Raw genomic sequence first — 24,451 nt, 5'->3', positions numbered from 1 at the left:
GCCAGATCGCCGCAATCGGGCACTCATGCCTTGTTCCCATACGCCTGCGGCGTTAAACCCCGCCGCAACGCTCTCTGCCAAATCACAATAAGGTCCTGCTGCCAATGATTCCCCGTTATTCCCGCCCCGAGATGGTTGCCATCTGGTCGCCCGAAACCAAGTTCCGCATCTGGTACGAGATCGAGGCACATGCCTGCGAAGCCATGGCTGATCTGGGCGTGATCCCGCGTGAAAACGCCGACGCGGTGTGGAAAGCCAAGGACGTGGAATTCGACGTGGCCCGCATTGATGAAATCGAGGCCGTTACCAAGCACGACGTCATCGCATTCCTGACGCACTTGGCCGAGCATGTGGGCAGCGAAGAAGCCCGCTTTGTGCATCAGGGCATGACCAGCTCAGACGTTCTGGATACCTGCTTCAACGTGCAGCTGACCCGCGCCGCCGATATTCTGATCGCAGACCTCGAAGGGTTGCTGGCCGCTCTGAAGCGCCGCGCCATCGAACACAAAGACACGGTTCGCATCGGCCGCAGCCACGGCATCCACGCCGAGCCGACAACGATGGGCCTGACTTTTGCCCGCTTCTACGCCGAGATGGATCGCAACTTGTCTCGTATGCGCGACGCGCGTGCAGAAATCGCCACCGGCGCGATCAGCGGCGCGGTTGGCACCTTTGCAAACATCGACCCCCGCGTTGAAGAGCATGTCTGCGACCAGTTGGGTCTGGTGCCCGAGCCGATCAGCACTCAGGTCATCCCGCGCGACCGCCACGCGGCCTTCTTTGCCACTCTGGGCGTCATCGCCAGCAGCATCGAGAACATCGCCATCGAAATCCGTCACATGCAGCGGACCGAGGTTCTTGAGGCCGAAGAGTTCTTCTCGAAAGGACAAAAGGGTTCGTCGGCGATGCCGCACAAGCGCAACCCGGTTCTGACCGAAAACCTGACCGGTCTCGCCCGTCTGGTCCGCATGGCCGTCGTACCCGCGATGGAGAACGTGGCACTGTGGCATGAGCGTGACATCTCGCACTCGTCGGTCGAGCGGAACATCGGCCCTGATACCACCGTCACTCTGGACTTCGCGCTGTCGCGTCTAACCAGCGTGGTCGACAAGTTGGTCGTGTATCCGGAAAACATGCTGGCCAACATGAACAAGTTCCGCGGTCTGGTCATGAGCCAGCGCGTGCTGCTGGCCTTGACTCAAGCCGGTGTCAGCCGCGAAGATGCCTACCGTCTGGTTCAGCGTAACGCGATGAAGGTTTGGGAAGAAGGTAAGGACTTCAAAACCGAACTTCTGGGCGATGCCGAAGTCACCGCTGCCCTCAGCGTGGAAGAGATCGAAGAAAAATTCGATCTGGGCTACCACACCAAGCATGTCGACACGATTTTCGAGCGTGTCTTCGGGGAATAATCCATCCCACTAAAGCGCCCGGCCCCTCATCAACCGGGCGCTTTTTGCATCATCACGCACTTCGTGAACAAAAATTCTGTCTGCTTTGTGAATAAATCGAAAAGCTCCGGTGTTAGCTTTTTTGAAGATCACACTATGATTTCAATGAGCAGACCTGACCACGGAGTTAAAACTATGCGCATTCTTCTTGCATCCGCGATTGCACTGACCTCTTTCGCCTTTTCCCCCATAGTAGCCCACGCGGCCGGTGGCGGCGGTGCCAATCCCCCCAAGCCCACCAACACGACAAAGAAATGCCTGTTCGGTCGGGTCTGGAGCGAAGACCGCGGGCGCTGCGTCAAACCGAGCGCGACGAATTTCACCGATGAGGACCTCTATGAGGCCGTGCGTGAGCTGGCTTATGATGGTCAGCTGGAAAACGCCCAGAACATCCTGCGCGTCATGAGCGATCAAAGCGATGACCGTGTTCTGACCTACTGGGGCTTCACGCATCGCAAGATGGGCAACATTGAGCTGGCAAACGAATATTACGAGCAGGCCATCGCCACAAACCCCGATAACCTTCTGGCGCGCAGCTATATGGCTCAGGGCTTTGTTTCCGAAGGCAAAACCGATCTGGCCATCGCCCAATGGCGCGAGATCAAGGCTCGTGGAGGCGAAGGCACCTGGGCCGAGGCGTCTCTGCGCGAGGCCATCAAGACCGGGCTGACCTATGACTACTGAGGTTCAGCCTTTCTTTACCTGATTCCCGCTAACCTGCCTGTGGAACGGAACTTTGGCACCGCAGGCAGATGCAGTACATGAATACTTTGGTTCAGGTGGCACCGGAGGCTCAGCCCTCGGGCGCAGGTCAGGCGGACGACGCGCCCCGCGTCGTCCCCCGCACACTCAGCAATCGCCAAAAGGCCGCTATCGTGGTGCGCCTGTTGCTGAACGAAGGGGCGGATATTCCGCTAGAGGAACTGCCCGAGGAATTGCAGGAAACACTTACGCACCAACTGGGTCAGATGGGTCTTGTAGACCGTGTGACACTGGAGGCCGTGGCGCAGGAATTTGGCGACGCGCTGGATAGCGTGGGCCTGTCCTTCCCCCATGGCCTCGCCGGTGCGCTGGATGCGGTAGACGACAAGATTGCCCCCGCCACCGCAGCGAGATTGCGCAAGATCGCCGGCGTGCGTCAGATTGGTGATCCGTGGCAAAGACTGCGAGAAATTTCGGCCGAGGATCTGGCCCAGATGGCGCAGGCAGAAAGCATCGAAGTGGCCGCCGTTATGCTGTCCAAACTCGATACGGTCAAAGCAGCGCAATTGCTTGGGCACCTACCCGGCCCCATTGCGCGACGCATCACCTATGCTATCTCCAAAACGGCCAATGTGACCCCTGAAGCGGTGGAACGGATCGGTTGGTCGCTAGCTGCTCAACTGGATCAACGCCCGTCGAAGGCGTTTTCCGATGGCCCCGGTGCGCGCGTAGGGGCGATCCTGAACCAGTCAGCAGCCTCAACCCGCGATGGGTTGCTGACGGCCCTGAACGAAGAGGACGCTGAATTCGCAGACATTGTACGTCAATCCATCTTCACTTTCGCGCATATCCCGGCCCGTATCGCCACGCGCGATGTGCCCGCCATTCTGCGCGGGGTTGAACAAGCCAGCCTTGTCACCGCTCTGGCCGGGGCCGCCGCTGATGATGACAAGGCCTCGGTCGAGTTCATCCTCTCCAACATCTCTGCCCGTATGGCGGATAATCTGCGCGAGGAAATGGCCGAACGCGGGCGCGTCAAACAGTCCGAGGCCGAAGAGGCCATGACTGAGATCGTAGGGGCCATCCGCAGACTGGCCGACGACGGCACGCTAAAATTGGTCGAGCCGGAAGAAGACGAAGACTGACGTCAACCGGCTGAGTGCTTGAGCTTGCCGGGCCGGGCCTGTATGTCTGACCCAGCAAAACGCAACACGCCGTGAGACACTTCCATGCCTGTCGAAAAGTCAGAGCTCAGCCGGTTTGAGCTTGGGAAATACTATGTCGCCAGTCTGTTACTGAAAGGCGTGATCGGCGGCATGCGGTTGCTGCCATATGGAACCCGCATCGCGGCAATGGGGACCTTGGTGCGCGGATTGGCCCCGCTGGTGGGGTTTCGCAAACGGGTCCGAGACAACCTGAAACTCACCTGCCCTGAGCTTTCAGATCGTGACATTAACCGTATATCGGCTGAGGTCTCGGATAATGCAGGCAGGGCCATGATGGAACACTTCTCGCCCGACGGGTTCACGGCGCGCCAACGCAACGCCAAGACATCCGGCCCCGGTGTGGCCGCTTTTGATGCCGCTGCCGCCGAGGGGCGACCGGTCATGATCATCGCAGCGCATTTCGGGCACTACTTGGCAGCGCGAATCGCGCTGCAGGCCCGCAGCGGGCGCCCAATAGGTTGCCTATTCCGTCGCATGGCCAACCCGTATTTTAACGAGGCCTATGTCAAAGCCTTCTACAAAACCGGCTCACCCATGTTCGAACAAGGCCGGCGTGGGATGGTTGAGATGGTGCGCTCCCTCAAAGGCGGTGAAATGATCGCTATCGTCTCGGACCTGCACGTTCATGGCGGCGAGGAGTTAATGTTTTTTGGCAAACCCGCCGTCACATCCCTGCTGAATGCCGAACTTGCGATGAAGTTCAATGCGGTCATGATCCCCTGCTACGCAGTACGCCAACCAAATGGTCTGGATTTCGAGATCGTGTTACACGACCCGGTGCCACATTCCGACCCCAGAACCATGACGCAGCATATCAACGACGATCTGGAACAAATGGTGCGCCAGCATATGGGCCAATGGTTCTGGATTCACCGCCGCTGGAAGGCATGGAACGGGCTGGGTGTTCAGCCCGAGGATATGCCCTGATCACTTCACATGTGCGGCCGCAATAATTGGCCCGTGACCTGCCCGCTGCACCAGAACAACCGCTGGCAGGTCCGAATCCAACTGTGCTGCAAACGCCTGCTCATTGACGCCGTCCCAGCGCCCGGCTATCTGCCAGCTTTCCACCACATTGGCATAATCGAGGTCATGGCCCGCGAGCTCTCCACGCCGGATAGAGGCATGGCGCAGCGGCGTGTACTGAACGATCCGCACGTCGTAGGTATCCCCAGCTGGCAAGTCGATCGGCGTTACGCGCACCGTCACCTCTTGCCCCGAACGCTCGGCTTCGACTTCGGCTGTCGGAGCAGCGATGAGATGTGCCTTGATCAGCCGATCCAATTCCTGCGCCTTCGCGCCAACCACGTCGTGCTGCCCGTTGATCACCATCTGAGGTGTGTAGATCATCGACCGGCCACCATTGCGGGCATAGGCCCGTTGCCGCGACGTATGATCCGGAATGGCGTATTCGTCCTTCCAGCCGATGTAGTCCCAATAGTCCACATGCAGCGCCAGCCCGATCACGTCATCGCGCTTGATTAGCTCGTGCAAAAGCCGATCCGCCGGCGGGCAGGACGAACACCCTTGCGAGGTGAACAGCTCGATCACAACCGGATCCTCTTGCGCCGATACTGAAAAGGCGGCACAGGCGGATAGAATGGCGGCTGCTAGGGCAGATTTGAACATGTGTCCCCTCGGCTAGAAAATCTTGCAAAACGGATAAACGTTTTGCTCTTCAAGCTCCAATCAAGGTTTCTTGAGACGAGGCGATCCCCTGCACTTAAATTTGCATACCACAGTATACACTTTCATCTTGTCAGTAACTGACGCTTGAACCCCGGACAAACGTGATCAAGATAAACCGCAGCGAATCCCATTTTCCAAGTCATTTGAAAGGGAGGCCACAGGATGCCTATCAAAACCGGACAGGATAACGCCAAAACACGCCGCAGCCTGAGCGTGAATGGCAAAACCATTTCCTACTATTCCATCCCCGCAGCCCAAGAGGCCGGTCTGGGGGATTTCTCCAAGCTGCCCGCCGCGCTGAAAGTGGTGCTGGAAAACATGCTGCGGTTCGAGGATGACGGGTTCTCTGTCTCGGTCGACGACATCAAGGCCTTTGCGGAATGGGGTGAGAACGGAGGTAAGAACCCGCGCGAGATCGCCTATCGCCCTGCCCGCGTGCTGATGCAGGATTTCACCGGCGTGCCTGCCGTGGTGGACCTTGCGGCGATGCGCGACGGCATCAAAGCTCTGGGCGGTGATGCGCAAAAGATCAATCCGCTGAACCCGGTGGATCTGGTCATCGACCACTCGGTCATGATCGACGAATTCGGCAACCCGCGCGCCTTCCAGATGAATGTGGACCGCGAATACGAGCGGAACATGGAACGGTATCAGTTCCTGAAATGGGGTCAGAACGCCTTTAACAATTTCCGCGTTGTGCCACCCGGCACCGGGATTTGCCATCAGGTGAACCTCGAATATCTGGCCCAGACCGTCTGGACCGATACCGATCAGAACGGGGATGAGGTCGCCTATCCCGACACCCTCGTGGGCACCGACAGCCACACCACCATGGTCAACGGCATAGCCGTTCTGGGATGGGGCGTCGGCGGGATTGAGGCAGAGGCAGCGATGCTCGGCCAGCCGATCTCGATGCTGATCCCAGAGGTTGTGGGATTCGAACTGACAGGCGCGATGGTCGAGGGCACGACCGGCACCGACCTTGTGCTGAAAGTCGTCGAGATGCTGCGCGAAAAAGGCGTGGTTGGTAAATTCGTCGAATTCTACGGCGAAGGGTTGGATCGCCTTCCACTGGCCGACCGTGCGACGATCGCCAACATGGCCCCCGAATATGGCGCAACCTGCGGCTTCTTCCCGATCGACGGGGAAACCCTGCGTTACATGCGCAATACCGGGCGCGACGAAGACCGTCTTGCGCTGGTCGAAGCCTATGCCAAGGAAAACGGGCTGTGGCGTGATGAGAACTACGCGCCGATCTATACCGACACCCTGTCACTAGATATGGGCACCATCGTTCCTGCGATCTCGGGGCCGAAACGTCCGCAGGACTATGTGGCGCTGACGGAAGCGAAGGCCGCGTTCCTGAACGAGATGGAGAAGACCTTTAAGCGCCCGATGGGCAAGCAGGTCGAAGTCAAAGGCGAAAACTACGGTATGGAATCGGGCAAGGTCGTGATCGCCTCGATCACCTCCTGCACCAACACCTCGAACCCCTATGTGATGATCGGAGCTGGTCTGGTTGCCCGCAAAGCCGCCGCGCTGGGTCTGGACCGCAAGCCATGGGTGAAGACTTCGCTTGCGCCGGGATCGCAGGTGGTTTCCGCCTATCTTGAGGCGGCGGGTCTGCAAGACGATCTGGACAAGATCGGGTTCAACCTTGTGGGCTATGGCTGCACCACCTGTATCGGCAACTCGGGTCCGATCCAGCGAGAAATCAGCGAGGCGATTTCCGAGGGCGATCTTGTCGCCACCTCGGTTCTGTCGGGCAACCGCAACTTCGAAGGACGGATCTCGCCGGATGTGCGCGCCAACTATCTGGCCTCGCCGCCTCTGGTCGTTGTGTATGCGCTGGCGGGCACTATGGATATCGACCTAACCTCTGAACCCATTGGTCAGGACCGGGACGGCAATGACGTCTTCATGAAGGACATCTGGCCGAGCCAGAGCGAAATCGCGGAATTGGTCGAAGCAACCGTCACCCGCGAGGCGTTCCAGTCCAAATATGCCGACGTCTTCAAAGGGGATGAGAAATGGCGCGAGGTCGAGGTTCCGCAGCAGGAAACCTATGACTGGCCGCCGACCTCGACCTATATCCAGAACCCGCCATATTTTCAGGGCATGGGGGCCGAACCGGGCACGATCTCGAACATTGAAGGGGCCAAGGTGCTGGCGATCCTGGGCGATATGGTCACGACCGACCATATCTCGCCCGCTGGTTCGTTTGCCACGACCTCGCCCGCTGGTCAGTACCTGATGGAACGTCAGGTGCAGTCGCGTGAGTTCAACTCCTACGGCTCGCGCCGGGGCAACCACGAGGTCATGATGCGCGGTACCTTCGCCAATATCCGCATCAAGAACGAGATGCTGGACGGGGTGGAAGGCGGATACACCAAGGGGCCGGATGGCGAACAGACCTCGATCTACGACGCGTCGATGGCGTATCAGGCGAATGGCACCCCTCTGGTCGTTTTCGGAGGCGAGCAATATGGCGCAGGCTCTTCCCGTGACTGGGCCGCGAAGGGGACTGCTCTGCTGGGTATCAAAGCCGTGATTGCAGAGAGTTTTGAGCGCATCCACCGTTCAAACCTCGTGGGCATGGGCGTGATTCCGTTTGAGTTCACCGGTGGTGATACCCGCAAAACGCTTGGGTTGAAGGGGGATGAGACGGTCTCGATCCACGGTCTGGACACGATTGAGCCGCTGCAGGAGGTGCCCTGCACCATCACCTATGGCGACGGGACCGAGAAGACCATCACCTTGAAATGCCGCATAGATACAGCCCCTGAGATCGAATACATTGAGAATGGCGGTGTTCTGCACTATGTGCTGCGCAATCTCGCGAAAGCGGGTTGACGCGGTGTCGATCCACAGACTGAAAAGGACGCCAATCGGCGTCCTTTTTCTTTGCGAGGCTCTGCCTCGCGTTCCGAGGTATTTTTTGAACAAATTTGATGGAGTCTTAAGTGGACCATCAGCCGTTGGCAGGAGGTTGGTATGGAGAAAGTGGCTTTGGTAACGGGTGGCGCGCGAGGTATCGGGCGCTCAATCGTGGAAGACCTACGGCGCGATCATCGAGTTGCTTTCACATGGCTGTCCACCGAGCCCGATCCGAATTTAGAAGGGGAAGGTTTGCAACCGATACGGTCTGATCTGACGCAGGACGGACAGCCTGAAGCGGTTATACGCGACGTTGTGGAACGTTTCGGGCGGCTGGACGTGATCGTGAACAATGCGGGTTTGGTCAGATCCACTCCGAAAGAGGATTTTGACCGGGAAGACCATCGCGCAATTGTCGACTTGAACTTGTTGGTGCCGTCCGCGTTGCTGGCGGCTGCTCTGCCCCATTTGAAACCCGGCGCGGCGATTGTCAGCATTTCCTCGATGAACGCCGTTTTGCCACCGAAAGACGCGGTGATTTATGGGGCAAGCAAGGCAGCCCTGAACCTGTGGACACGCGGGATGGCAAAAGAACTAGGACCTCAGGGAATCCGGGTCAATGCTGTGGCACCGGGGGCGATCAATATCCCAGAAGACCCGCGCCCCGAAGACTTGACCGCCTTGTTCGTCGAGAACACAGCCGCAGGGCGGATTGGGCGGCCCGAAGATATCGCGAAGGCCGTACGGTTCTTGGCGTCAGACGACGCCGCATTCATCACGGGTGAGACCTTGGCTGTGACCGGTGGCTACAGGCTCTAACCGCCAGCCGCTTTTTCAAGCGCCGGGCGGATCGTGCTTTCGATCACACGTTGGGTGATCGGACCGGCGAAACGCAGGATCACGGTGCCCCCCCCGTCGATCACATAGGTTTCGGGAACGCCGTAGAGGCCCCAATCCAACGCCATGCGGCCCTGCTCGTCGCGACCGATGCCGATATAGGGATCGCCGAGTTCAGTCAGGAAGCTTTGCGCATTGTCCAATTTGTCTTTGTAGTTGACACCGTAGACCGGGATGCCTTCGTTCGACAGCGCCTCAAGGTTTGGATGCTCTGCCCGACAGGGGGCACACCAGCTGGCCCAGTAGTTGACCAGCTTGACCTGCCCGTCCCGCAGGGTCGCGTCGTCGAAAGGCGTTTTGCCCGGAAACTCAGTCAGGACGACCGGAGGGGCGGGTTGCCCTTCGCGGGCGGATGGCAGGGCGTTGGGGTCGTCTCGGAACATGCCGATACCGGCCAGAACGGCAAAAGCACCGAAGATCAGCGGCGGCGCGATCATCAAAGGCGAAATCTTAGCCATTGCGCGACATCCTTTGTTCGATTTTCTCCATTTCGGCCCTCACTTTGCGTCCCCGGATCACGCTGAAGACGACCAGCGCAACGAGCAGCAGGATCGAAGCAGCGTAGGACGACAAGACAGCGTCTGCGTATTTTCCAAGATCAGGCATCATGCGCCCACCCTTTCACGAGCCAGTAGCGCTTTGACCCGACGCGCACGGATTTCAGTGCCGGTACGATACAAAACCAATGCGATGAACAGCAAAACGAAGCCAATGATGCAGGTCAGCAATGGATAGAAGAACACGTTGCTGACCTTCTCTTCAGTATCCGTGCCCGTGACCGCTCCGGCCCGCATGACCGAGGCGCCCTGATGCAGCCCCTGGTTCCAGAAATTCACCGCATAGCGGCTGAGGATCGCGAAGACCGATCCCACCAGACACAGGACCGAGGTCAGGTCGGCGGCGGTGTCCGGGTCCTCGATCGCCTCCCACAGGGCGACGTAGCCGAGATAGAACAGGAACAGGATAAGGAACGAAGTCAGGCGCGGATCCCAGGCCCACCAGGTGCCCCACATCGGCTGGCCCCAAATCGCCCCAGTCGCAAGTGCTATCAGGGTCATCACGATGCCCACAGGTGCGGCGGCGCGCGCGGCCAGAGCGCTGACGTGATGGCGCCGCACCAGCCAGACCAGCGAGGTCACCAGCATCATCAGCCAGCAATTGATTGCCATCAGGGCCGATGGGACGTGCAGGTAGATGATCTTGACCGTCGAGCCCTGTCGGAAGTCATCGGGCGTGAAGAAGAAGCCCCAGACCAGCCCGACCACGATGCAAACCGCGGAGGTGATCCAGAAAAAGGGCAAGACACGCTCGCTGGTGGCAAGAAACTTGCGCGGGTTGGCATATTCCCAGAGGGCGTTGGCTTTGGCTGCGATAGACATATCAGCTATTTAGTCTGACTCGAGTTCATTCTCAATTGACCTTGCTCAAAGTTGTGGCGCTTCACCGCAGATTGATGCGCAGGACCGCTGCGCTGGCGAATGGAAGCAGAGCGATCGTGGCCATCGTGATCCCCGCCAGCATCAAAAGCGGGGTTTGGTTCTCCATCCCGACAGCACCCCGGCGGGCGACTTCTGCGCCGAAGATCAGGGTTGGGACGTAGAGCGGTAGAACCAGTAGTGACAACAACAGGCCGCCGCGCTTCAAACCGACAGTCAGGGCTGCGCCGAAGGTCCCTATGACGCTCATGGCGGGCGTTCCCAGCAGGAGCGAGATCACCAGCCAGAAGAACCCCGGCGCGGGAAGGTTCAGCAAGACGCCCAGAAACGGTGCTGCCAGAACCAAAGGCAAACCGGTCGTGATCCAATGCGCCAGCGCTTTGATCGAGACCACAGCCTCAAGCGGCAGAGGAGCGGTGGCCAGAAGGTCCAGCGAGCCATCCTCCCAATCCAAGGCCAGAAGGCGGTCGAGGGACAGCAGGCAGGCGAGCAAAGCACCCAGCCACAGAATTCCCGGCGCGATCGTCGATAGCAGCGACGATTGGGGACCTACGGCAAAAGGCACCAGAACCGTGACGATCAGGAAGAAGGCCAGGCCGAGACCAAAGCCTCCGCCTGCGCGGAAGGCCAGCTTCAGGTCGCGCAGCAACAGGGCGATCACAGGAAGCCTCCGTCAAAGTCATCGATGGGTTGCGGTTTGGCTTTGTAGGGGCCGACGTCCAGAACCTCTCCGTCGAGGCCGAGGTCGATATGGGTTGCAATCAGGGCCGAGCCGCCCTGCCCCAGATGCCCACGTACGGCGCCGGCGAACATCTGAACGGCGTTTTTGTCGAGCGAGACGGTTGGTTCGTCCAGCATCCAGATCGGCCGCCCCGTGACCAGCATCCGTGCAAGGCCCAGCCTGCGCTTTTGCCCTGCCGAAAGGTTGCCCGCATGGCGGTCGGACAGGCCATTCAGCGCAAAGGCGTCCAGAGCCGGCTGGATGTCATGGGTCCCAAAAACCGACGCCCAGAAGGCGAGGTTTTCGACCACCGTCAGGGTTGGCTTCAAACCATCGGAATGTGAGGCGTAGGCGATCTGGTCCTCGGCCCCTTCGATCTTTCCTGCCAAGGCAGGTTGTAGCCCCGCCAAAGTGCGGAGAAGCGTTGTTTTTCCGATTCCGTTCGGCCCGCGCAAAATGAGCGCCTGACCGGGGGTGAGTTTGAAGCTCAACCCCTCGAGCACGGGCACGCCACCACGGGTGATGGTCAGATCGGAAACGGATAATGTCATGAGACTCGCTTATCCGATTGGGGACGCAGGCAAAAGGTTGGATTTGACGCAGGGAGCTAGGGTGTTGCGCTTGGGTGGGTTCGGATGCGAGGGGCGCTGCCCCTCGCGCTCCCCGAGATATTTTTGGCCAGATGAAAGGGATCCCGTCAGACGGGGATAAGAGCGAGCGCGATGCGGCGACCTTCGGATAGCAGAACGTTGTAGGTACGGCAGGCGGCGGGTGAGTTCATGATCTCGACGCCGATCCCCGCAGATTCGAGAGTTTGGCGCAGCTCGGGCGGGATATGGGTCAGCTCTGCTCCGGTTCCGATGAAAAGGACATCGACGACCTCGGACAGCTCGCGCAGTGGCGCGAAGTCTGCGTATCCGCCCCACGTTTGCGTTCCCGTCGGGCCAGTCAGCACTGCGCCTCGACGAACACGCCCTCCGATCCGGAAAAAACCGGGGCCGTACCCGTCGACGGGTTCAGCATTGGTGTAGTTGATCTCATTCAATCGCATGCGCCGTGTTTACCCCCAAAGCGGCAGGCCGGACAAGGCCGCCAGCGCAATCGCCAGATAGGCGGCCGCGCGGTAGAGGCGTTCCCGGTCTGGTCGGAAAAGCCACCCGCCCAGCCAATTGCCCAGCAGGTTGGGTAGCGCCAGAAGAAGCCCCAACCCGGCAGCGGCGAGGGTGACCTGCGCCATGCCGGTCAGGTAACCGAGTAGCAGGAAGTCGAACCCGAACAGAAACAACAGGATTGTCGCGCGAATGACATCCACCGGCAGTGGGCGCGACATGTAGAACAGGATGACGGCCGGACCAGGTAGCCCTGCGACACCGCCAAGGAACCCGGCGGCTCCGCCGATACCCGTGACCATCACGCGGCTGACATGACCGTGATAGCGCAGGCCGAGGATCAGAATGGTCAGCATCGCAAGGGCCAGACCGCTGACCGCATAGCGGAAAACCTCGGGCGCGACCTGCGTCAACACCCATAGCCCCAGCGGAAGGACCAGTGCGCAGCCCAGCAGAAGGCGCGCCAGATCGCCCTTGTTCACTGCACTCCATGCCCGGCGCAGATTCGGCAAGGGGCCAAAGATATCCATGATCGTCAGACCGATCAGCGCTCCGAACGGGCCGAGATATGGGGTGGCGATGGGCAGGAAAACCAAAGCGGTGCCAAACCCCGAGAAGCCGCGAACGACGCCCCCAAGAAAGGCTGCAAATAAAACTACGGCCAGACCCTGTGGGGACTGGCCGAAGACCTCAGGCATCTACGTTGGCAAACTGGTTGCCTGCGTTGTTTGACGGCTTGGACCAGTCACGCTTGACGCCCAGCCACAGCAGGATGGTCGAGGCCACGAAGACCGACGAATAGGTCCCCACGATCACACCCCAGATCATCGCGAAGACAAAGCCGCGGATCACGTCACCGCCCAGCACGTAGAGCGAGATCAGCGCCAGCAGGGTCGTAACCGAGGTCATCACCGTTCGGCTGAGGGTTTCGTTGATCGAGATGTTGAGGACCTCTTTGAGGTCTTTCTTCTTATACTTCCGCAGGTTCTCACGCACCCGGTCGAACACGACCACGGTGTCGTTCAGTGAGTAGCCCACGATGGTCAGAAGCGCCGCGATGATAGCCAGATCGAAGCGGATTTGAAGCTCCGAGAAGATGCCGATGGTCAGGATCACGTCATGTACAAGCGCCGCGACCGCGCCAAGAGCGAACTGCCATTCGAACCGCAGCCAGATGTAGACGAGCACCGCTCCGATGGCCAAAACGATGGCGATCACGGCTGTCTGGATCAACTCGCCCGAGACTTTCGGGCCAACCGATTCCACCGAAACGAATTGGATATCGGGGATCACGGCCTGCAGCGCGCCCTCAACGGCTGTGATGGTCGAGGCTTCGACAGCTTCGGCATCTGCTTGTGCCTGAATGCGGATCATCGCGACGTTATCTTCTGGTCCGAAGGTCGGATCAAAAATTTCGGTGATCGAGACATCGCCCAGTTCGAGAGGTGCAATTGCGTCGCGGTAGATACCCACGTCAATCGGCTGGGTGCTTTCTGTACGGATCGTTGTGCCGCCCCGGAAGTCGATACCGAAGTTGAGGCCCTGCAACATGAATGAGGCGAAGGCCACAACCATCATCAGGGCCGAGATGCCCAGCCAGAGCTTCCAGCGGCTGAAGAAATCGAACGAGGTGCTTTGGGGTACGAGTTTCAGTCTCATGATCAAACCTCGATCGTTTTCGGACGGCGGCGTTCGAACCACATGACGACCATCAGGCGCGTCACGAAGATCGCGGTGAAGACCGAGGTCAGGATACCCAGGCCCAGAGTGATGGCGAATCCGCGCACGGGGCCGCTGCCCATGGCAAACAGGATCACCGCCGTGATGAAGGTGGTCACGTTGGCATCCGCGATGGCCGACAGGGCCTTTTCATAGCCCAGCTCAATCGCACGCGCGGGACCTTTGGCAGATTTCAGTTCCTCTCGGATACGTTCGAAAATCAGCACGTTGGCGTCCACGGCCATACCGACCGTCAGAACAATACCCGCAATGCCCGGCAGGGTCAGCGTGGCGCCAATCAGCGACAGCAGGCCGAACAAGAGGCCCACGTTGATGATCAAGGCAATGTTGGCGAAGAGACCAAACAAACCGTAGCTGAGCGCCATGAACACCAGCACCGCGGCAAAGGCTACCATAGTGGCGACTTTACCTGCGTCGATGCTGTCCTGACCCAATTCAGGGCCGATGGTACGTTCTTCGAGGAACTCCAGCTCGGCAGGCAAGGCCCCTGCCCGTAACAGGATAGCAAGGTTGGTGCTCTCCTCGACCGTGAAGTTGCCTGTAATGATGCCTGAGCCGCCGGGAATGTGGCTTTGGATCACAGGGGCCGAGATCACCTCATCATCCAGCACAATCGCGAAAGGCGCGCCGATATTTTCCAGCGTATAGTCACCGAATTTCCGCGCGCCCGACGTGTTGAACCGGAAGCTGACTGCTGGACGGCCGTTCTGATCGAACGAGGGCTGCGCATCCACCAGCTCTTCCCCAGTCACGACCGGAGAGGATTCAAGCGTGTAGTACACTCCGCTTTCGTCAATCGACGGCACTACTTCTTCACCGATACCGGCAGTGGCATCCGGGTCCGTGCCACGACCAACAACGGGGTTGAAGGTCAGCTGCGCCGTGGTGCCGATGATCTCTTTCAGCTCGCCTGCACTTCCGATTCCGGGGACCTGAATGAGGATACGGTCTGCGCCTTGACGTTGAATGGTAGGTTCACGCGTACCAACCTCGTCAATCCGGCGGCGTACGATCTCAAGCGATTGGCGCACGGTGCGATCATCCGAGGCGAGCTTCTCAGCCTCGGAGAGCTGTACAACGATTGTATCGCCATCGGCAAAAGCTTCGATATCGGTCGCACCGACACCTGTCAGCGTCTGAACCTGACGGGCCAGACCACGAACGGTTTCCAGTGCACGAGACGTCCCCTCGGGCTGGCTGATGCGGACGCGAATCTGATCGGGGTCCGAGTCCTGACGGCGGATCGTGCCAACGGTGGAACGCTCATCCCGCAGCGCGTCGCGGATTTCAGGCCACATCGCCTCCATCCGGGATTCGTAGACATCCTCGACCTTGACCTCGGCCAGCAGATGCGCACCGCCCCGCAGATCGAGGCCCAGATTGACCAAGGAGGACGGCAGCCAGTTCGGCCACAGCGCCGCTTCGGCCTGATTTTCGGGCGTATCCGCGCCAAGCTCAATCGCGGCTTTGGCGTCATTAGATTGTTCGACCCGCGTGTAGAACGCATTCGGCAGAGCCAAGAGCAGGCCGGTCACACAGACCAGCCAGATCAGAACCCGCTTCCAGGTATCAATTTGCAGCATAACCCTGCCTTTTCAAGGAATTGTAAGGCGAAGTTACTTCGCAGGTTCGGTCTTGTTCAGAACCTGAGCGATGGTTGACTTGACCACACGAACCTTAACGCCCTCGGCGATCTCGACCTCGATCTCGTTGTCGCCTTCCTTGACCTTCGACACCTTGCCGATCAGACCACCCTGTGTGACGACCTGATCGCCACGGCGCACAGCTTCGACCATGGCCTGGTGTTCTTTCATCTTCTTTTGCTGCGGACGGATCAGCAGGAAATACATGATCGCGAAGATCAGGATCAGCGGGAGAAACTGGGCGATTGCGCCACCTTCCATGGGATATTCCTTTTTCTTTGACCTGCGGCACCGTTCCGCAAATTTGGCGGGAACCTATGCGCTGATATGCGTGTTTGCAAGCAATGGCGGCAGCGTGACCCACCTGAACGCACACCTGCCGCCACAAGAACCGTCAAAACGTTGCAGATATGTCCTAGGAACACTGTTCAAACCGGGTATAGTTCCCAACAAGGGGGACACATGGCACGGCAATTCAAACCCTTCCATTTGCTACGTTATTTGCTGACTGCAATGGCAGCAGCCCTTTGGCTATGCCAACCTGTCGAGGCACAAGAGTCACCGACCGATGCGCCTGTGCCAGAAGCTGCAGAATCAGAAACTTTTATGGCCCCAGTGATAATAGACGGGGACGTTCTGTTTCAGGTTCGAGGCTCAAGCGCACTACCCGCCCCCGAGCGTGCCGAAGAAGTTCAAGACAAGATCATAGAAATCGCCGAAGCGTCGGACGCGTCCGAGGTTACGATCAGCTTTGAGGAAACCGAATTCGGCACCTGGGTTCTGGTTGATGGTGAACGGGTTTCGATCGTCACCGAAGCCGATGCAGAATTGGACCAGATGGAACTCAGCGTTGTCAGTGTTCTGCACGGCAATGCAATCAAACAGGCTATTGAGGCCTACCGTTTGAATCGAACAGAACAGGCGCGGGTTTCAGGTGCTATCGAAGCCGCGGCTTGGACCTTGGGCTTCATTGTCTTTATCGTTGTCATCTTGTGGCTACACCGCAGAATCAGACGGCGGACACTGAGATTCGTGAAGCGCTACCTGAAGGACGTGGAAACCGCCACGGCCAAGAGCGTTCAAGCCGAGGCCATTGCAGCCTTGGTGCGTTACGGTCTGAATTTCGCCCTGCTGGTGATTTTCTTCCTGGGTTTCTACTACTACCTGTCGTTTGTCCTACTGGCCTTTGCCGAAACCCGGTATTTCGCGCAATTGCTTTTGACCTATCTGACCGAGCCGGTCCTTCTGATCTTCCAAGGCATCCTCAGCTATATCCCAAATATGATCATGCTTGGCCTGATCGCCTGGGTAACTTTGTATATTATCAAGGGCATGCGGGTCTTCTTCGATGCGGTCGAGGCCGGATCCTTCGATATGGGGGATTTTGAGAAGCATTGGGTTAACCCCACCTTCAACATCGCCCGAGTGGTCGTGATCCTGATCGCACTGGTCTTTGCCGTGCCCTATATTCCCGGCTCGGATTCGGCGGCGTTTCAGGGCTTAACCATTCTGGTCGGTGCCATGCTGTCGCTGGGCGCAAACTCGGTCGTATCGAACATGCTGGCCGGGCTGTTCGTGATCTATCGCCGCTCGACCTCGATCGGGGACCGTATTCAGATCGGAGACCACATCGGCGACGTGGTGCAGATCAAGTTGATGGAAACACATCTGAAATCCATCAAGAACGAGTTAATCTCGATCCCCAACGCGCAGCTGATGAATTCGGACGTGGTGAATTTCTCGAAGAAAACGGATGGCAGCGGGCTGTTGCTGCACACAACCGTTGGCATCGGCTATGAAGAGCCGCCTGAAAAAATCGAGGCAATGCTGATCGAGGCCGCCAATCGCACCAAGGGGATCAAGTCCAAGCCCGAACCCTTTGTCCTGTGGACCGCGCTGGCCGACTACGCGATCAACTATCAGATCAACGGATACACGACCCGAGGCAGCATTATTCCCAAGATCCGGTCAGATCTGCATCGCAACATAGTGGCGGTATTCAACGAGAATAACGTGCAGATCATGACCCCCTCCTATATCGCTGATCCGCCCGAACCAAAGATCCCGACCGGGGAATGGGACGGACATCTGGCTCATCACGATGAGGAGCCGGACAGTTAGGCGCAGTTTGGTTAACCAGCGCTACACCCTCCGAGATATATGGTGCATAAGCAGTCGCAGTGATTCACTGCATTCAAGGATCTGAACTATGCACGACATCCGCGCCATTCGCGAAAACCCAGCCGCTTTCGACGCCGCACTCGCGCGCCGTGGGGACGCGCCGGTGTCGTCAGACCTGCTGCGGCTGGACGAAAGCCGCCGCGCCAAGATTCTGGCCGCAGAAACCGCGCAGGCCGAACAGAACAAAGCTTCGAAAGAGGTCGGCGCGGCCAAAGCCCGCGGTGATGAGGCCGAATTTGAGCGCCTGCGCGCGCTGGTCGCCGAAAAGAAGGCCGAAATCGCCCGGATGCAGACCGAGGCCAAGGATCTGGACGCTCTGCTGGCAGACCAACTGATCCGTATTGCCAACCTGCCCGCCGAGGATGTGCCAGAAGGCGCCGACGAGAACGACAATGTCGAGGTCAGCCGTTGGGGTACCCCGCGCGAACTGGACTTTGCTCCGAAAGAGCATTTTGAGATCGAGGCCGTTCAAAACGGTATGGATTTCGAAACCGCCGCCAAGCTCTCTGGCTCGCGCTTTGTGTTGTTGTCCGGAGGCGTCGCGCGTATCCACCGTGCACTGGCCCAGTTCATGCTGGACACGCATATCAACGAAAACGGTCTGACCGAAGTCAACGGCCCGGTTCTGGTTCTGTCCGAGATGATGCAAGGCACCGGCCAGCTGCCGAAATTCGGCGAGGACAGCTATCAGACCCGCGAAGGCTGGTGGTTGATCCCGACATCCGAGGTTTCGCTGACCAACATCGTCAACGACACGATGATCGAGGAAAGCTACCTGCCCCGCCGTTATACCGCGCATTCGCTCTGCTTCCGGTCCGAGGCGGGTTCGGCTGGAAAAGACACGCGGGGGATGCTGCGTCAGCACCAGTTCGAAAAAGTCGAGATGGTCTCGATCACCCATCCCGAGACCTCGGATGACGAACAAAAACGCATGGTGCGCTGCGCCGAGGGCATTCTGGCAAAACTGGGTGTGCCCTACCGCACCGTGATCCTGTGTACCGGAGACATGGGCTTTGGCGCCCGCCGTACCTTTGATATCGAGGCATGGCTGCCCGGTCAGGACACCTATCGCGAGATCAGCTCGGTCTCGACCTGTGGTGATTTTCAGGCCCGCCGCATGAATGCGCGTTTCCGGCCCGAAGGTGGCGGCAAGCCGGAATATGTCCACACGCTGAACGGCTCTGGCCTTGCGGTGGGTCGCTGCCTGATCGCCGTGCTAGAAAATGGTCAGAACGCAGACGGCACGGTCAGCCTGCCCGATGTCCTTGCCCCCTATCTGAACGGCAAGCTGACCCTGCAACTGGACGGTACGCTTGCATAAGAAAACCGGCATCCGCGTTGCGCGGTGCCGGTTCGAACCACTTGAAAGGGCGAGGAAGGGTTACTTCTTCGCCTTTTTCTTATCCTTCTTCTTGTCAGATTTTTTGTCCGACTTCTTGGCATCCTTTTTGCCAGCATCTTTCTTCTTGTCGGCCTTTTTGGACTTGTCGTCCTTCTTGGATTTCTTCCCCTTCTTGGACTTTGCTTTAACCTTGTCCTTGGCCTTTGAGAACGCGGCCTCCATATCGGCCCGCTTTTTCGCAGCTTTCTCAGCCTTGGCTTTTGCCTTGGCTTTCTTCTTGGCCTTCGCCTCTGCGGCTTCTGCAGCGGCTTTTTCCTCTGCGGCTTTGCGGGCAGCTTCGGCGGCGCGCTTCTCGGCAGCGGCGGCGGCAACTGTCTTGCGCGCAGCGGGACGTCGAGCCGCCGGTTTACGCGTAGCGGGCTTGCGGGCAGCAGGTTTCCGGGCGGCTGCGCGACGAGGGGCTGGTTTGGCAGCCGCCGGTTTCGCAGCAGTCGCCTCTTTTGCAGCGGCAATCAGGACCGCTGCGCGCGCCGCACCGACGCGGGGGACCTTGACCAGATCGTCCGGTTTCGCTTTCGCAACGGCTTCGGCGGTCTTGAAACCGTTATCGGCCAAACCTTTGGCGAGCGTATCGCCAACGCCTTTTATCTCGGTCAATGCGGTCATTCTGGGTCCTTTCTCTGTCTCCCTGGTCACCTGTATATACACAGGATATACGCTCTTCAAGCAGAGCTGCGCCTATGACGATCCATGGGCCAAGTCAGCAGTCTGCCCTTTTTTCGGAAATGGCACCAGCCGTTTGGCGTCTTCGTCCCATAGTTTCAGGTTCAACGCTGCCACGGCTTCGGGGAACTTGATCCGACGCGGCGTGTATTCGGGCGGCAGGTTATAGTGGCATTCACGCAACCGGTAGGACGGGATACGGGCGTTGAAATGGTGAATATCGTGCAAGGTGATACAGGCCACCGCGTTGTCGAACCACCAACCGAAATCCAGCGCTGACGAGCCCTGAAGAGCCGCGATTTGCGGATCCAGATCCGGTCGACGATCCCAATATGTGTCCTCGAAATTGTGCTGTAGATAGACGAGGAATACGCCCAGCATCCCACCCAGCAAGGAAAACACAAGCCAGACCAAAATACCGGTCGTCCCGGCGATCAGGTAAAGCAGCCCGAGAAAAACGACGATCGAGAGGTTGTGCAGAACAACGCCCTTTACACCAAACCGCACCGTGTTTTTGGGCCACCGGTAGCGAATGAAATAAGTGAACAAAGCACCGACCGGCACCAGAATGAACGGGTTGCGGTACAGGCGATAGACAAGACGTTTGAGCCAGTCCGCCTCGTTCCATTCCCGCAGGGTCATGGTGTGGATTTCACCAGTCTCCCGATGCTCAAGGTTGCCGATCCCTGCGTGATGCAGATTGTGGTTCTGCTTCATCACCTCAAAAGGAGCAAAGGTGACAGGCGACAGGCCGTGCCCCGCCCATTCATTCTGCTGCCGGGTTTCGAACAGGGAATGATGCCCGCAGTCGTGTTGCAGCACGTAAAGTCGCACAGCGGAAAAGGCGAAGATGATCCCGGCTGGGACCATGACATACCAATGGTCCACGTTCACAATCGCCAAGGCCAGCGAGGCAAAATAGACGGCGAAGGTTCCGAAATAGCTCAGGGCTGCAAGCCTGTTGTCCTGAACCGCGTATTGCCGCGTATAGTCTCTTAGATTCATCAAGCCCTCTCCCACGATGGCCCGTTTAAATGAGAAGCAAAAGGAATTCAGACCCGCCGCAGGACGGACCGCGCACAGGAAACAAATGCACGCTCCTGAATGCTAGCGTGCAGAAAGGGCGCTGTCACGCCCTTGCGCTGAAAACGCTGAAAATTGGCGCAGTTACGCGCGTCCCTTGAGGTGTTTGGCCAAGGCACCGGCGTTTTTCTTGCGCCGCCCTTTGTAAGGGTTCTTGTCACCTTGCCCGCGCAACGTCAGGCGGATCGGCGTGCCGGGCATGTCAAAATCCTCACGCAGGCCGTTGACCAGATAACGAGTATAGCTGGCCGGCATCTTGTCGGGATGCGAGCACATCACGACAAAGCCCGGCGGCCGCGTTTTTGCCTGGGTCATGTAGCGCAGCTTGATGCGGCGGCCTTGCGGGGCTGGCGGCGGGTGCTGCTCGAGCATGGCGGTCAGCCAGCGGTTCAGCGCGGCGGTGGGTACCCGGCGGTTCCAGATGTCATGCGCACGCAAGATGGCGGCGCGCAAACGCTCCAACCCCCGGCCCGTTTTGGCCGACACAGTGATCAGCGGTGCGCCCCGCAGTTGCGGCAGCAGCCGATCGAAGGAATCTTTGAGGTCTCGCAGCTTCTCCTGCTTGTTTTCCTCAACGTCCCATTTGTTGACCGCGACAACGACCGCACGGCCTTCCCGCTCGGCCAGATCGGCGATGCGCAGGTCTTGCTGCTCAAACGGAATGGCCGCATCCAGCAGGACGACGACCACTTCGGCGAATTTCACCGCGCGCAGACCGTCCGAGACTGAGAGCTTCTCCAGCTTCTCTTGGACCTTGGCCTTTTTGCGCATCCCTGCAGTATCGAAAATCCGCATTGGAGTGCTTTCGCCATCCGGATCGGCCCAATCGACCCGAAGACTGATCGCATCACGGGTGATCCCGGCTTCGGGACCGGTCAGAAGGCGGTCTTCACCCATGATTTTATTAATCAGGGTGGATTTACCCGCGTTTGGGCGACCTACGACGGCGACCTGCAATGGTTTGGCTGCGGTGATCAGAGGGGTTTCGCCCTCTCCATCCTCATCCAGCTCGATTTCGACCACTGGGGCGTCGTCTTCGGCCTCTTCCTCAGCCGCATCTGCCAGAGGCATCAGCTGGGCGTAAAGGTCGGTCATCCCCTCGCCATGCTCGCCGGAAAGGCGCACTGGTTCGCCAAGGCCAAGGTTATAGGCTTCAAGAACACCGGCATCAGCAGCCGACCCTTCGGCCTTGTTGGCAGCTAAAATTACGTGTTTGGAGCGTTTACGCAGGATCTCGGCAAACATCTCGTCGGTCGGGGTCAGACCGGTGCGCGCGTCGATCATGAAGAGGCAGACATCTGCCATATCCACTGCGCGCTCGGTCAGGCGGCGCATGCGGCCCTGAAGGCTGTCGTCGGTCGCGTCCTCTAGGCCGGCCGTGTCGATCACGGTAAACCGCAGATCGCCCAGCCGCCCTTCACCCTCGCGCAGGTCGCGCGTCACGCCGGGCTGGTCGTCGACCAAGGCCAGACGTTTGCCCACAAGGCGGTTGAACAGTGTGGATTTGCCCACGTTCGGGCGGCCCACGATGGCGAGGGTCAGCGACATGATACTCAACTTTCAAGACTCAGACGCGCCCTTTAGCGCATCTTTTGGTCAACGGAAAGCGTGTAGATCACCTTTGGTCGACACGACATACAGTGTTTGTCCGGCGACGACAGGCGCGGTGGTCGCGCCTCCGGGAACTTCGACCTGATGCACAAGCGCCCCGTTCACCGGGTTGAAGAACCGCAGGAACCCGTCATTCGAAGCAATCACAATGCGCCCTCCGGCCAGGATCGGGCCATAATGGGCCACGATCGGACCGCGACGGTTTGGCTTGTCCTTTACAAAGCCCGGTAGGTCCTGTGCCCAAATCACCGAACCATCGGCGCTGTTCAAACGCACCAGCTGGCTGCGGTCGCTGATCAGGAAGATGCTGTTGCCTGCGGGCCAGACAGTATCGACCGCGCCTTCATCTGCAGTCCAGCGGCGCTCACCGGTTCCCGCGTCAAACGCAACGGTACGGCCAGAGTGGTTACCGATGAAGATGGTGTCGCCCACTACCATTGGGCTACCGGTCACGTCGACGATCCGCGCAGTCGCGCGTCCACGGCGGCCACCCGCAACCGAGGCATTCCACCGGCTAATCCCGCCCCGCTTGAACGTCGCGGCGATATCACCTGAACCAAAGGCAAAGACAGCTAGGTCCGAGGTCACAACCGGCGCAGGTGCGCCCAGAACGTTGCCGACGCTAGGGGTACCCTCAATCTGCCATTGAATGCGGCCATCCTTGGTGTCAACGGTCCAACCGGTTTCATCTCCAGCGACGAGATATAGCAGTCCGTTACTCACCAAAGGCGCGCCACTGCCGGTTGCGTTCAGGCGTTTCTGCCATCGGATCGCACCGGTCTTTGCATCCAACGCCGTCAGACGGCCAAAACCCGAGGAGACATAGAGAACGCCCCCCGAATAGGCCATACCACCGCCCGTGGCATCCGCGTCTCCGTCGGTTGCTGGAATCAGATTAGTGCTCCAGGCGACTTGTCCCTGCGGTGTAACCGCCGAAACCGTCGCCCCCGCATCAAGCGTGTAGACCAGCCCCCCCGCGACAACTGGGTCGGCCGTAATTCGTTGTTTGCGTGAATCGCCATCCCCAATCGAGGCCGACCAAATACGTTGAGGTGTCGCACGCAGCGAAGCATTTGACGTCCGGAAGGCGGGCGTTCCGGGGCTTTGGGGCCAGCTTGCATTTGCGCTCTGCGATGGCAGGCTAATGGGTTGCGAGCCGCTTTTGGCAACCGTTTCAAGGTCTGAGGCAGGTCGGATATCCTCACGCTCGCCGGGCAAGATCTGTTCGGGTTCTTCACAAGCGGCCAGAGCGGTCAGGGCCAGTGCCGCAATCGGCAGTCCCACGCGAGAGAAAAGTCTTGTTACCATTTTAATCCGAACTCGCCTGTCATTAACCTGTGTTCCGCCCGATCAGCCCTGCTGAGCGACCAATGGCTCGGGCTCAGCGCCCAGTGCAACAATCAATTGCGCCGCGCGTTGTTGCAAATCCACGCTGACCTCTGCGTCCTGACGCAATGCCTGCAGACGCTCCAGCGCGGCATCTGTATCACCCTCGGCGATGTCGATCAGGGCCAGTTGCTCTTGGGCCAGAAGGCGCAGCGGAGCGCCGGGTGCGGCCAAAGCCTCGAAGTGTTGCCGACGGTCTGCTGCGGGCATCGTATCGGATTGAAGCAGCAGCGCCTTGAAGCTGGCAACGGCGCGGTAAATCTCGGGCAGATCGCCCTGAACGGCCACAGCATTCAGACTGTCGACCGCGTCCTGCCGGGAATCAGCATCGAGCTGTGAGGCGGACAGAAGCATGTTGCGCACAGCCTCACCACCCGGCGTCAACACGTCCACCTGCTCGAGGCCAGCGACGCGTGCGGCCGTATCGTTTTCCGCCAGCGCGGCCAGAATGTCATCGCCCAGCTTCTGAGCCTGCGACGTGTCCCGCGCCTTGCGGTATTCGTTGAAGGCGGCCCCACCGACGATCAGCACGACGGCAACAACACCGACCCAGCCCCAACGCCGCAAAAGCAGATACAGCCGGTCGCGGCGCACCTCTTCCGTGACCTCATCAATGAAACTGTCGGTATCGCTCATA

General features: G+C 59.1%; 24 protein-coding genes. 8 read left to right on the top strand and 16 right to left on the bottom strand.

Going from position 1 to position 24,451, the window contains the following annotated elements; all coding sequences use genetic code 11:
• Positions 1–104 precede the first annotated feature (104 nt).
• From purB to ACR0C3_RS16635, 4 genes are all read left to right on the top strand, one after another.
• On the top strand, positions 105–1,409 hold the full coding sequence (gene purB, locus ACR0C3_RS16650) for an adenylosuccinate lyase (protein WP_170458892.1): 1,305 nt from the start codon (positions 105–107) through the stop codon (positions 1,407–1,409).
• Positions 1,410–1,583: 174 nt separating this feature from the next.
• Positions 1,584–2,132, top strand: a complete 549-nt coding sequence (locus ACR0C3_RS16645) for a tetratricopeptide repeat protein (RefSeq protein ID WP_480759629.1) — start codon at positions 1,584–1,586, stop codon at positions 2,130–2,132.
• A 77-nt stretch (positions 2,133–2,209) separates the two neighbouring features.
• Positions 2,210–3,295, top strand: coding sequence for a flagellar motor switch protein FliG (locus ACR0C3_RS16640; RefSeq protein WP_480759530.1), 1,086 nt, complete (start codon positions 2,210–2,212; stop codon positions 3,293–3,295).
• A gap of 84 nt (positions 3,296–3,379) precedes the next feature.
• A complete protein-coding gene (locus ACR0C3_RS16635) occupies positions 3,380–4,303 on the top strand; it encodes a lysophospholipid acyltransferase family protein (protein ID WP_480759529.1) in 924 nt (307 codons plus the stop codon).
• On the opposite strand, the gene ACR0C3_RS16630 is transcribed toward ACR0C3_RS16635, so the two are convergent.
• The gene (locus tag ACR0C3_RS16630; protein ID WP_480759527.1) at positions 4,304–5,005 is read right to left on the bottom strand and encodes a DUF1223 domain-containing protein; all 702 of its coding nucleotides are present in this window, start codon (positions 5,003–5,005) and stop codon (positions 4,304–4,306) included.
• Positions 5,006–5,227: 222 nt separating this feature from the next.
• Between ACR0C3_RS16630 and acnA the strand changes: the two genes are divergently transcribed.
• On the top strand, positions 5,228–7,918 hold the full coding sequence (gene acnA, locus ACR0C3_RS16625) for an aconitate hydratase AcnA (protein WP_480759526.1): 2,691 nt from the start codon (positions 5,228–5,230) through the stop codon (positions 7,916–7,918).
• Between the two features lie 141 nt (positions 7,919–8,059).
• The gene (locus tag ACR0C3_RS16620; protein ID WP_480759525.1) at positions 8,060–8,761 is read left to right on the top strand and encodes an SDR family NAD(P)-dependent oxidoreductase; all 702 of its coding nucleotides are present in this window, start codon (positions 8,060–8,062) and stop codon (positions 8,759–8,761) included.
• On the opposite strand, the gene ACR0C3_RS16615 is transcribed toward ACR0C3_RS16620, so the two are convergent.
• The 10 genes from ACR0C3_RS16615 to yajC form a co-directional block, all read right to left on the bottom strand.
• Positions 8,758–9,297, bottom strand: coding sequence for a DsbE family thiol:disulfide interchange protein (locus ACR0C3_RS16615; RefSeq protein WP_480759524.1), 540 nt, complete (start codon positions 9,295–9,297; stop codon positions 8,758–8,760). The genes ACR0C3_RS16620 and ACR0C3_RS16615 overlap by 4 nt on opposite strands.
• Positions 9,290–9,448 (bottom strand): heme exporter protein CcmD, encoded by a 159-nt coding sequence (gene ccmD / locus ACR0C3_RS16610; RefSeq protein ID WP_170374069.1) that lies wholly within the window; start codon positions 9,446–9,448, stop codon positions 9,290–9,292. Before ccmD ends, ACR0C3_RS16615 begins: the two co-directional genes overlap by 8 nt.
• Positions 9,445–10,218, bottom strand: coding sequence for a heme ABC transporter permease (locus ACR0C3_RS16605; RefSeq protein ID WP_170488838.1), 774 nt, complete (start codon positions 10,216–10,218; stop codon positions 9,445–9,447). Before ACR0C3_RS16605 ends, ccmD begins: the two co-directional genes overlap by 4 nt.
• A gap of 61 nt (positions 10,219–10,279) precedes the next feature.
• Positions 10,280–10,936, bottom strand: a complete 657-nt coding sequence (gene ccmB / locus ACR0C3_RS16600) for a heme exporter protein CcmB (RefSeq protein ID WP_480759522.1) — start codon at positions 10,934–10,936, stop codon at positions 10,280–10,282.
• Entirely contained in the window at positions 10,933–11,547 is a 615-nt protein-coding gene (gene ccmA, locus ACR0C3_RS16595; RefSeq protein ID WP_480759520.1) for a heme ABC exporter ATP-binding protein CcmA, read from the bottom strand. Before ccmA ends, ccmB begins: the two co-directional genes overlap by 4 nt.
• Positions 11,548–11,693: 146 nt before the next feature.
• A complete protein-coding gene (locus ACR0C3_RS16590) occupies positions 11,694–12,047 on the bottom strand; it encodes an Mth938-like domain-containing protein (RefSeq protein ID WP_480759519.1) in 354 nt (117 codons plus the stop codon).
• A gap of 9 nt (positions 12,048–12,056) precedes the next feature.
• On the bottom strand, positions 12,057–12,803 hold the full coding sequence (locus ACR0C3_RS16585; RefSeq protein ID WP_480759518.1) for a TSUP family transporter: 747 nt from the start codon (positions 12,801–12,803) through the stop codon (positions 12,057–12,059).
• Positions 12,796–13,764, bottom strand: coding sequence for a protein translocase subunit SecF (gene secF / locus ACR0C3_RS16580; RefSeq protein ID WP_480759517.1), 969 nt, complete (start codon positions 13,762–13,764; stop codon positions 12,796–12,798). The genes ACR0C3_RS16585 and secF overlap by 8 nt, the downstream gene beginning before the upstream one ends.
• A gap of 2 nt (positions 13,765–13,766) precedes the next feature.
• Positions 13,767–15,428: a protein translocase subunit SecD gene (gene secD / locus ACR0C3_RS16575; RefSeq protein WP_480759516.1), complete on the bottom strand. Its 1,662-nt coding sequence runs from the start codon at positions 15,426–15,428 to the stop codon at positions 13,767–13,769.
• Between the two features lie 33 nt (positions 15,429–15,461).
• On the bottom strand, positions 15,462–15,749 hold the full coding sequence (yajC, locus tag ACR0C3_RS16570) for a preprotein translocase subunit YajC (protein WP_155151194.1): 288 nt from the start codon (positions 15,747–15,749) through the stop codon (positions 15,462–15,464).
• A gap of 345 nt (positions 15,750–16,094) precedes the next feature.
• On the opposite strand from yajC, the gene ACR0C3_RS16565 reads away from it, so the two are divergent.
• The gene (locus tag ACR0C3_RS16565) at positions 16,095–17,609 is read left to right on the top strand and encodes a mechanosensitive ion channel family protein (protein ID WP_480759514.1); all 1,515 of its coding nucleotides are present in this window, start codon (positions 16,095–16,097) and stop codon (positions 17,607–17,609) included.
• 88 nt (positions 17,610–17,697) lie between these two features.
• The gene (gene serS, locus ACR0C3_RS16560) at positions 17,698–18,990 is read left to right on the top strand and encodes a serine--tRNA ligase (RefSeq protein WP_480759512.1); all 1,293 of its coding nucleotides are present in this window, start codon (positions 17,698–17,700) and stop codon (positions 18,988–18,990) included.
• A gap of 60 nt (positions 18,991–19,050) precedes the next feature.
• On the opposite strand, the gene ACR0C3_RS16555 is transcribed toward serS, so the two are convergent.
• The 5 genes from ACR0C3_RS16555 to ACR0C3_RS16535 form a co-directional block, all read right to left on the bottom strand.
• Positions 19,051–19,677 (bottom strand): helix-hairpin-helix domain-containing protein, encoded by a 627-nt coding sequence (locus tag ACR0C3_RS16555; RefSeq protein WP_480759510.1) that lies wholly within the window; start codon positions 19,675–19,677, stop codon positions 19,051–19,053.
• A 72-nt stretch (positions 19,678–19,749) separates the two neighbouring features.
• Entirely contained in the window at positions 19,750–20,739 is a 990-nt protein-coding gene (locus tag ACR0C3_RS16550; protein WP_480759509.1) for a fatty acid desaturase, read from the bottom strand.
• A gap of 162 nt (positions 20,740–20,901) precedes the next feature.
• Positions 20,902–22,365: a ribosome biogenesis GTPase Der gene (gene der / locus ACR0C3_RS16545; protein WP_480759507.1), complete on the bottom strand. Its 1,464-nt coding sequence runs from the start codon at positions 22,363–22,365 to the stop codon at positions 20,902–20,904.
• Between the two features lie 48 nt (positions 22,366–22,413).
• Complete coding sequence (locus tag ACR0C3_RS16540; RefSeq protein ID WP_419739937.1) at positions 22,414–23,736, bottom strand: PQQ-like beta-propeller repeat protein; 1,323 nt, start codon at positions 23,734–23,736, stop codon at positions 22,414–22,416.
• Between the two features lie 42 nt (positions 23,737–23,778).
• Positions 23,779–24,450 carry a hypothetical protein gene (locus ACR0C3_RS16535; protein WP_480759505.1) on the bottom strand — a complete coding sequence of 224 codons (672 nt, stop codon included), beginning with the start codon at positions 24,448–24,450 and terminating at the stop codon, positions 23,779–23,781.
• Position 24,451: the final 1 nt, after the last annotated feature.

This window comes from Ruegeria sp. CK3 (assembly GCF_056536565.1).
The sequence above is the reverse complement of the archived record's forward strand: the minus strand, read 5'-3'. Positions and strand labels throughout refer to the sequence as shown.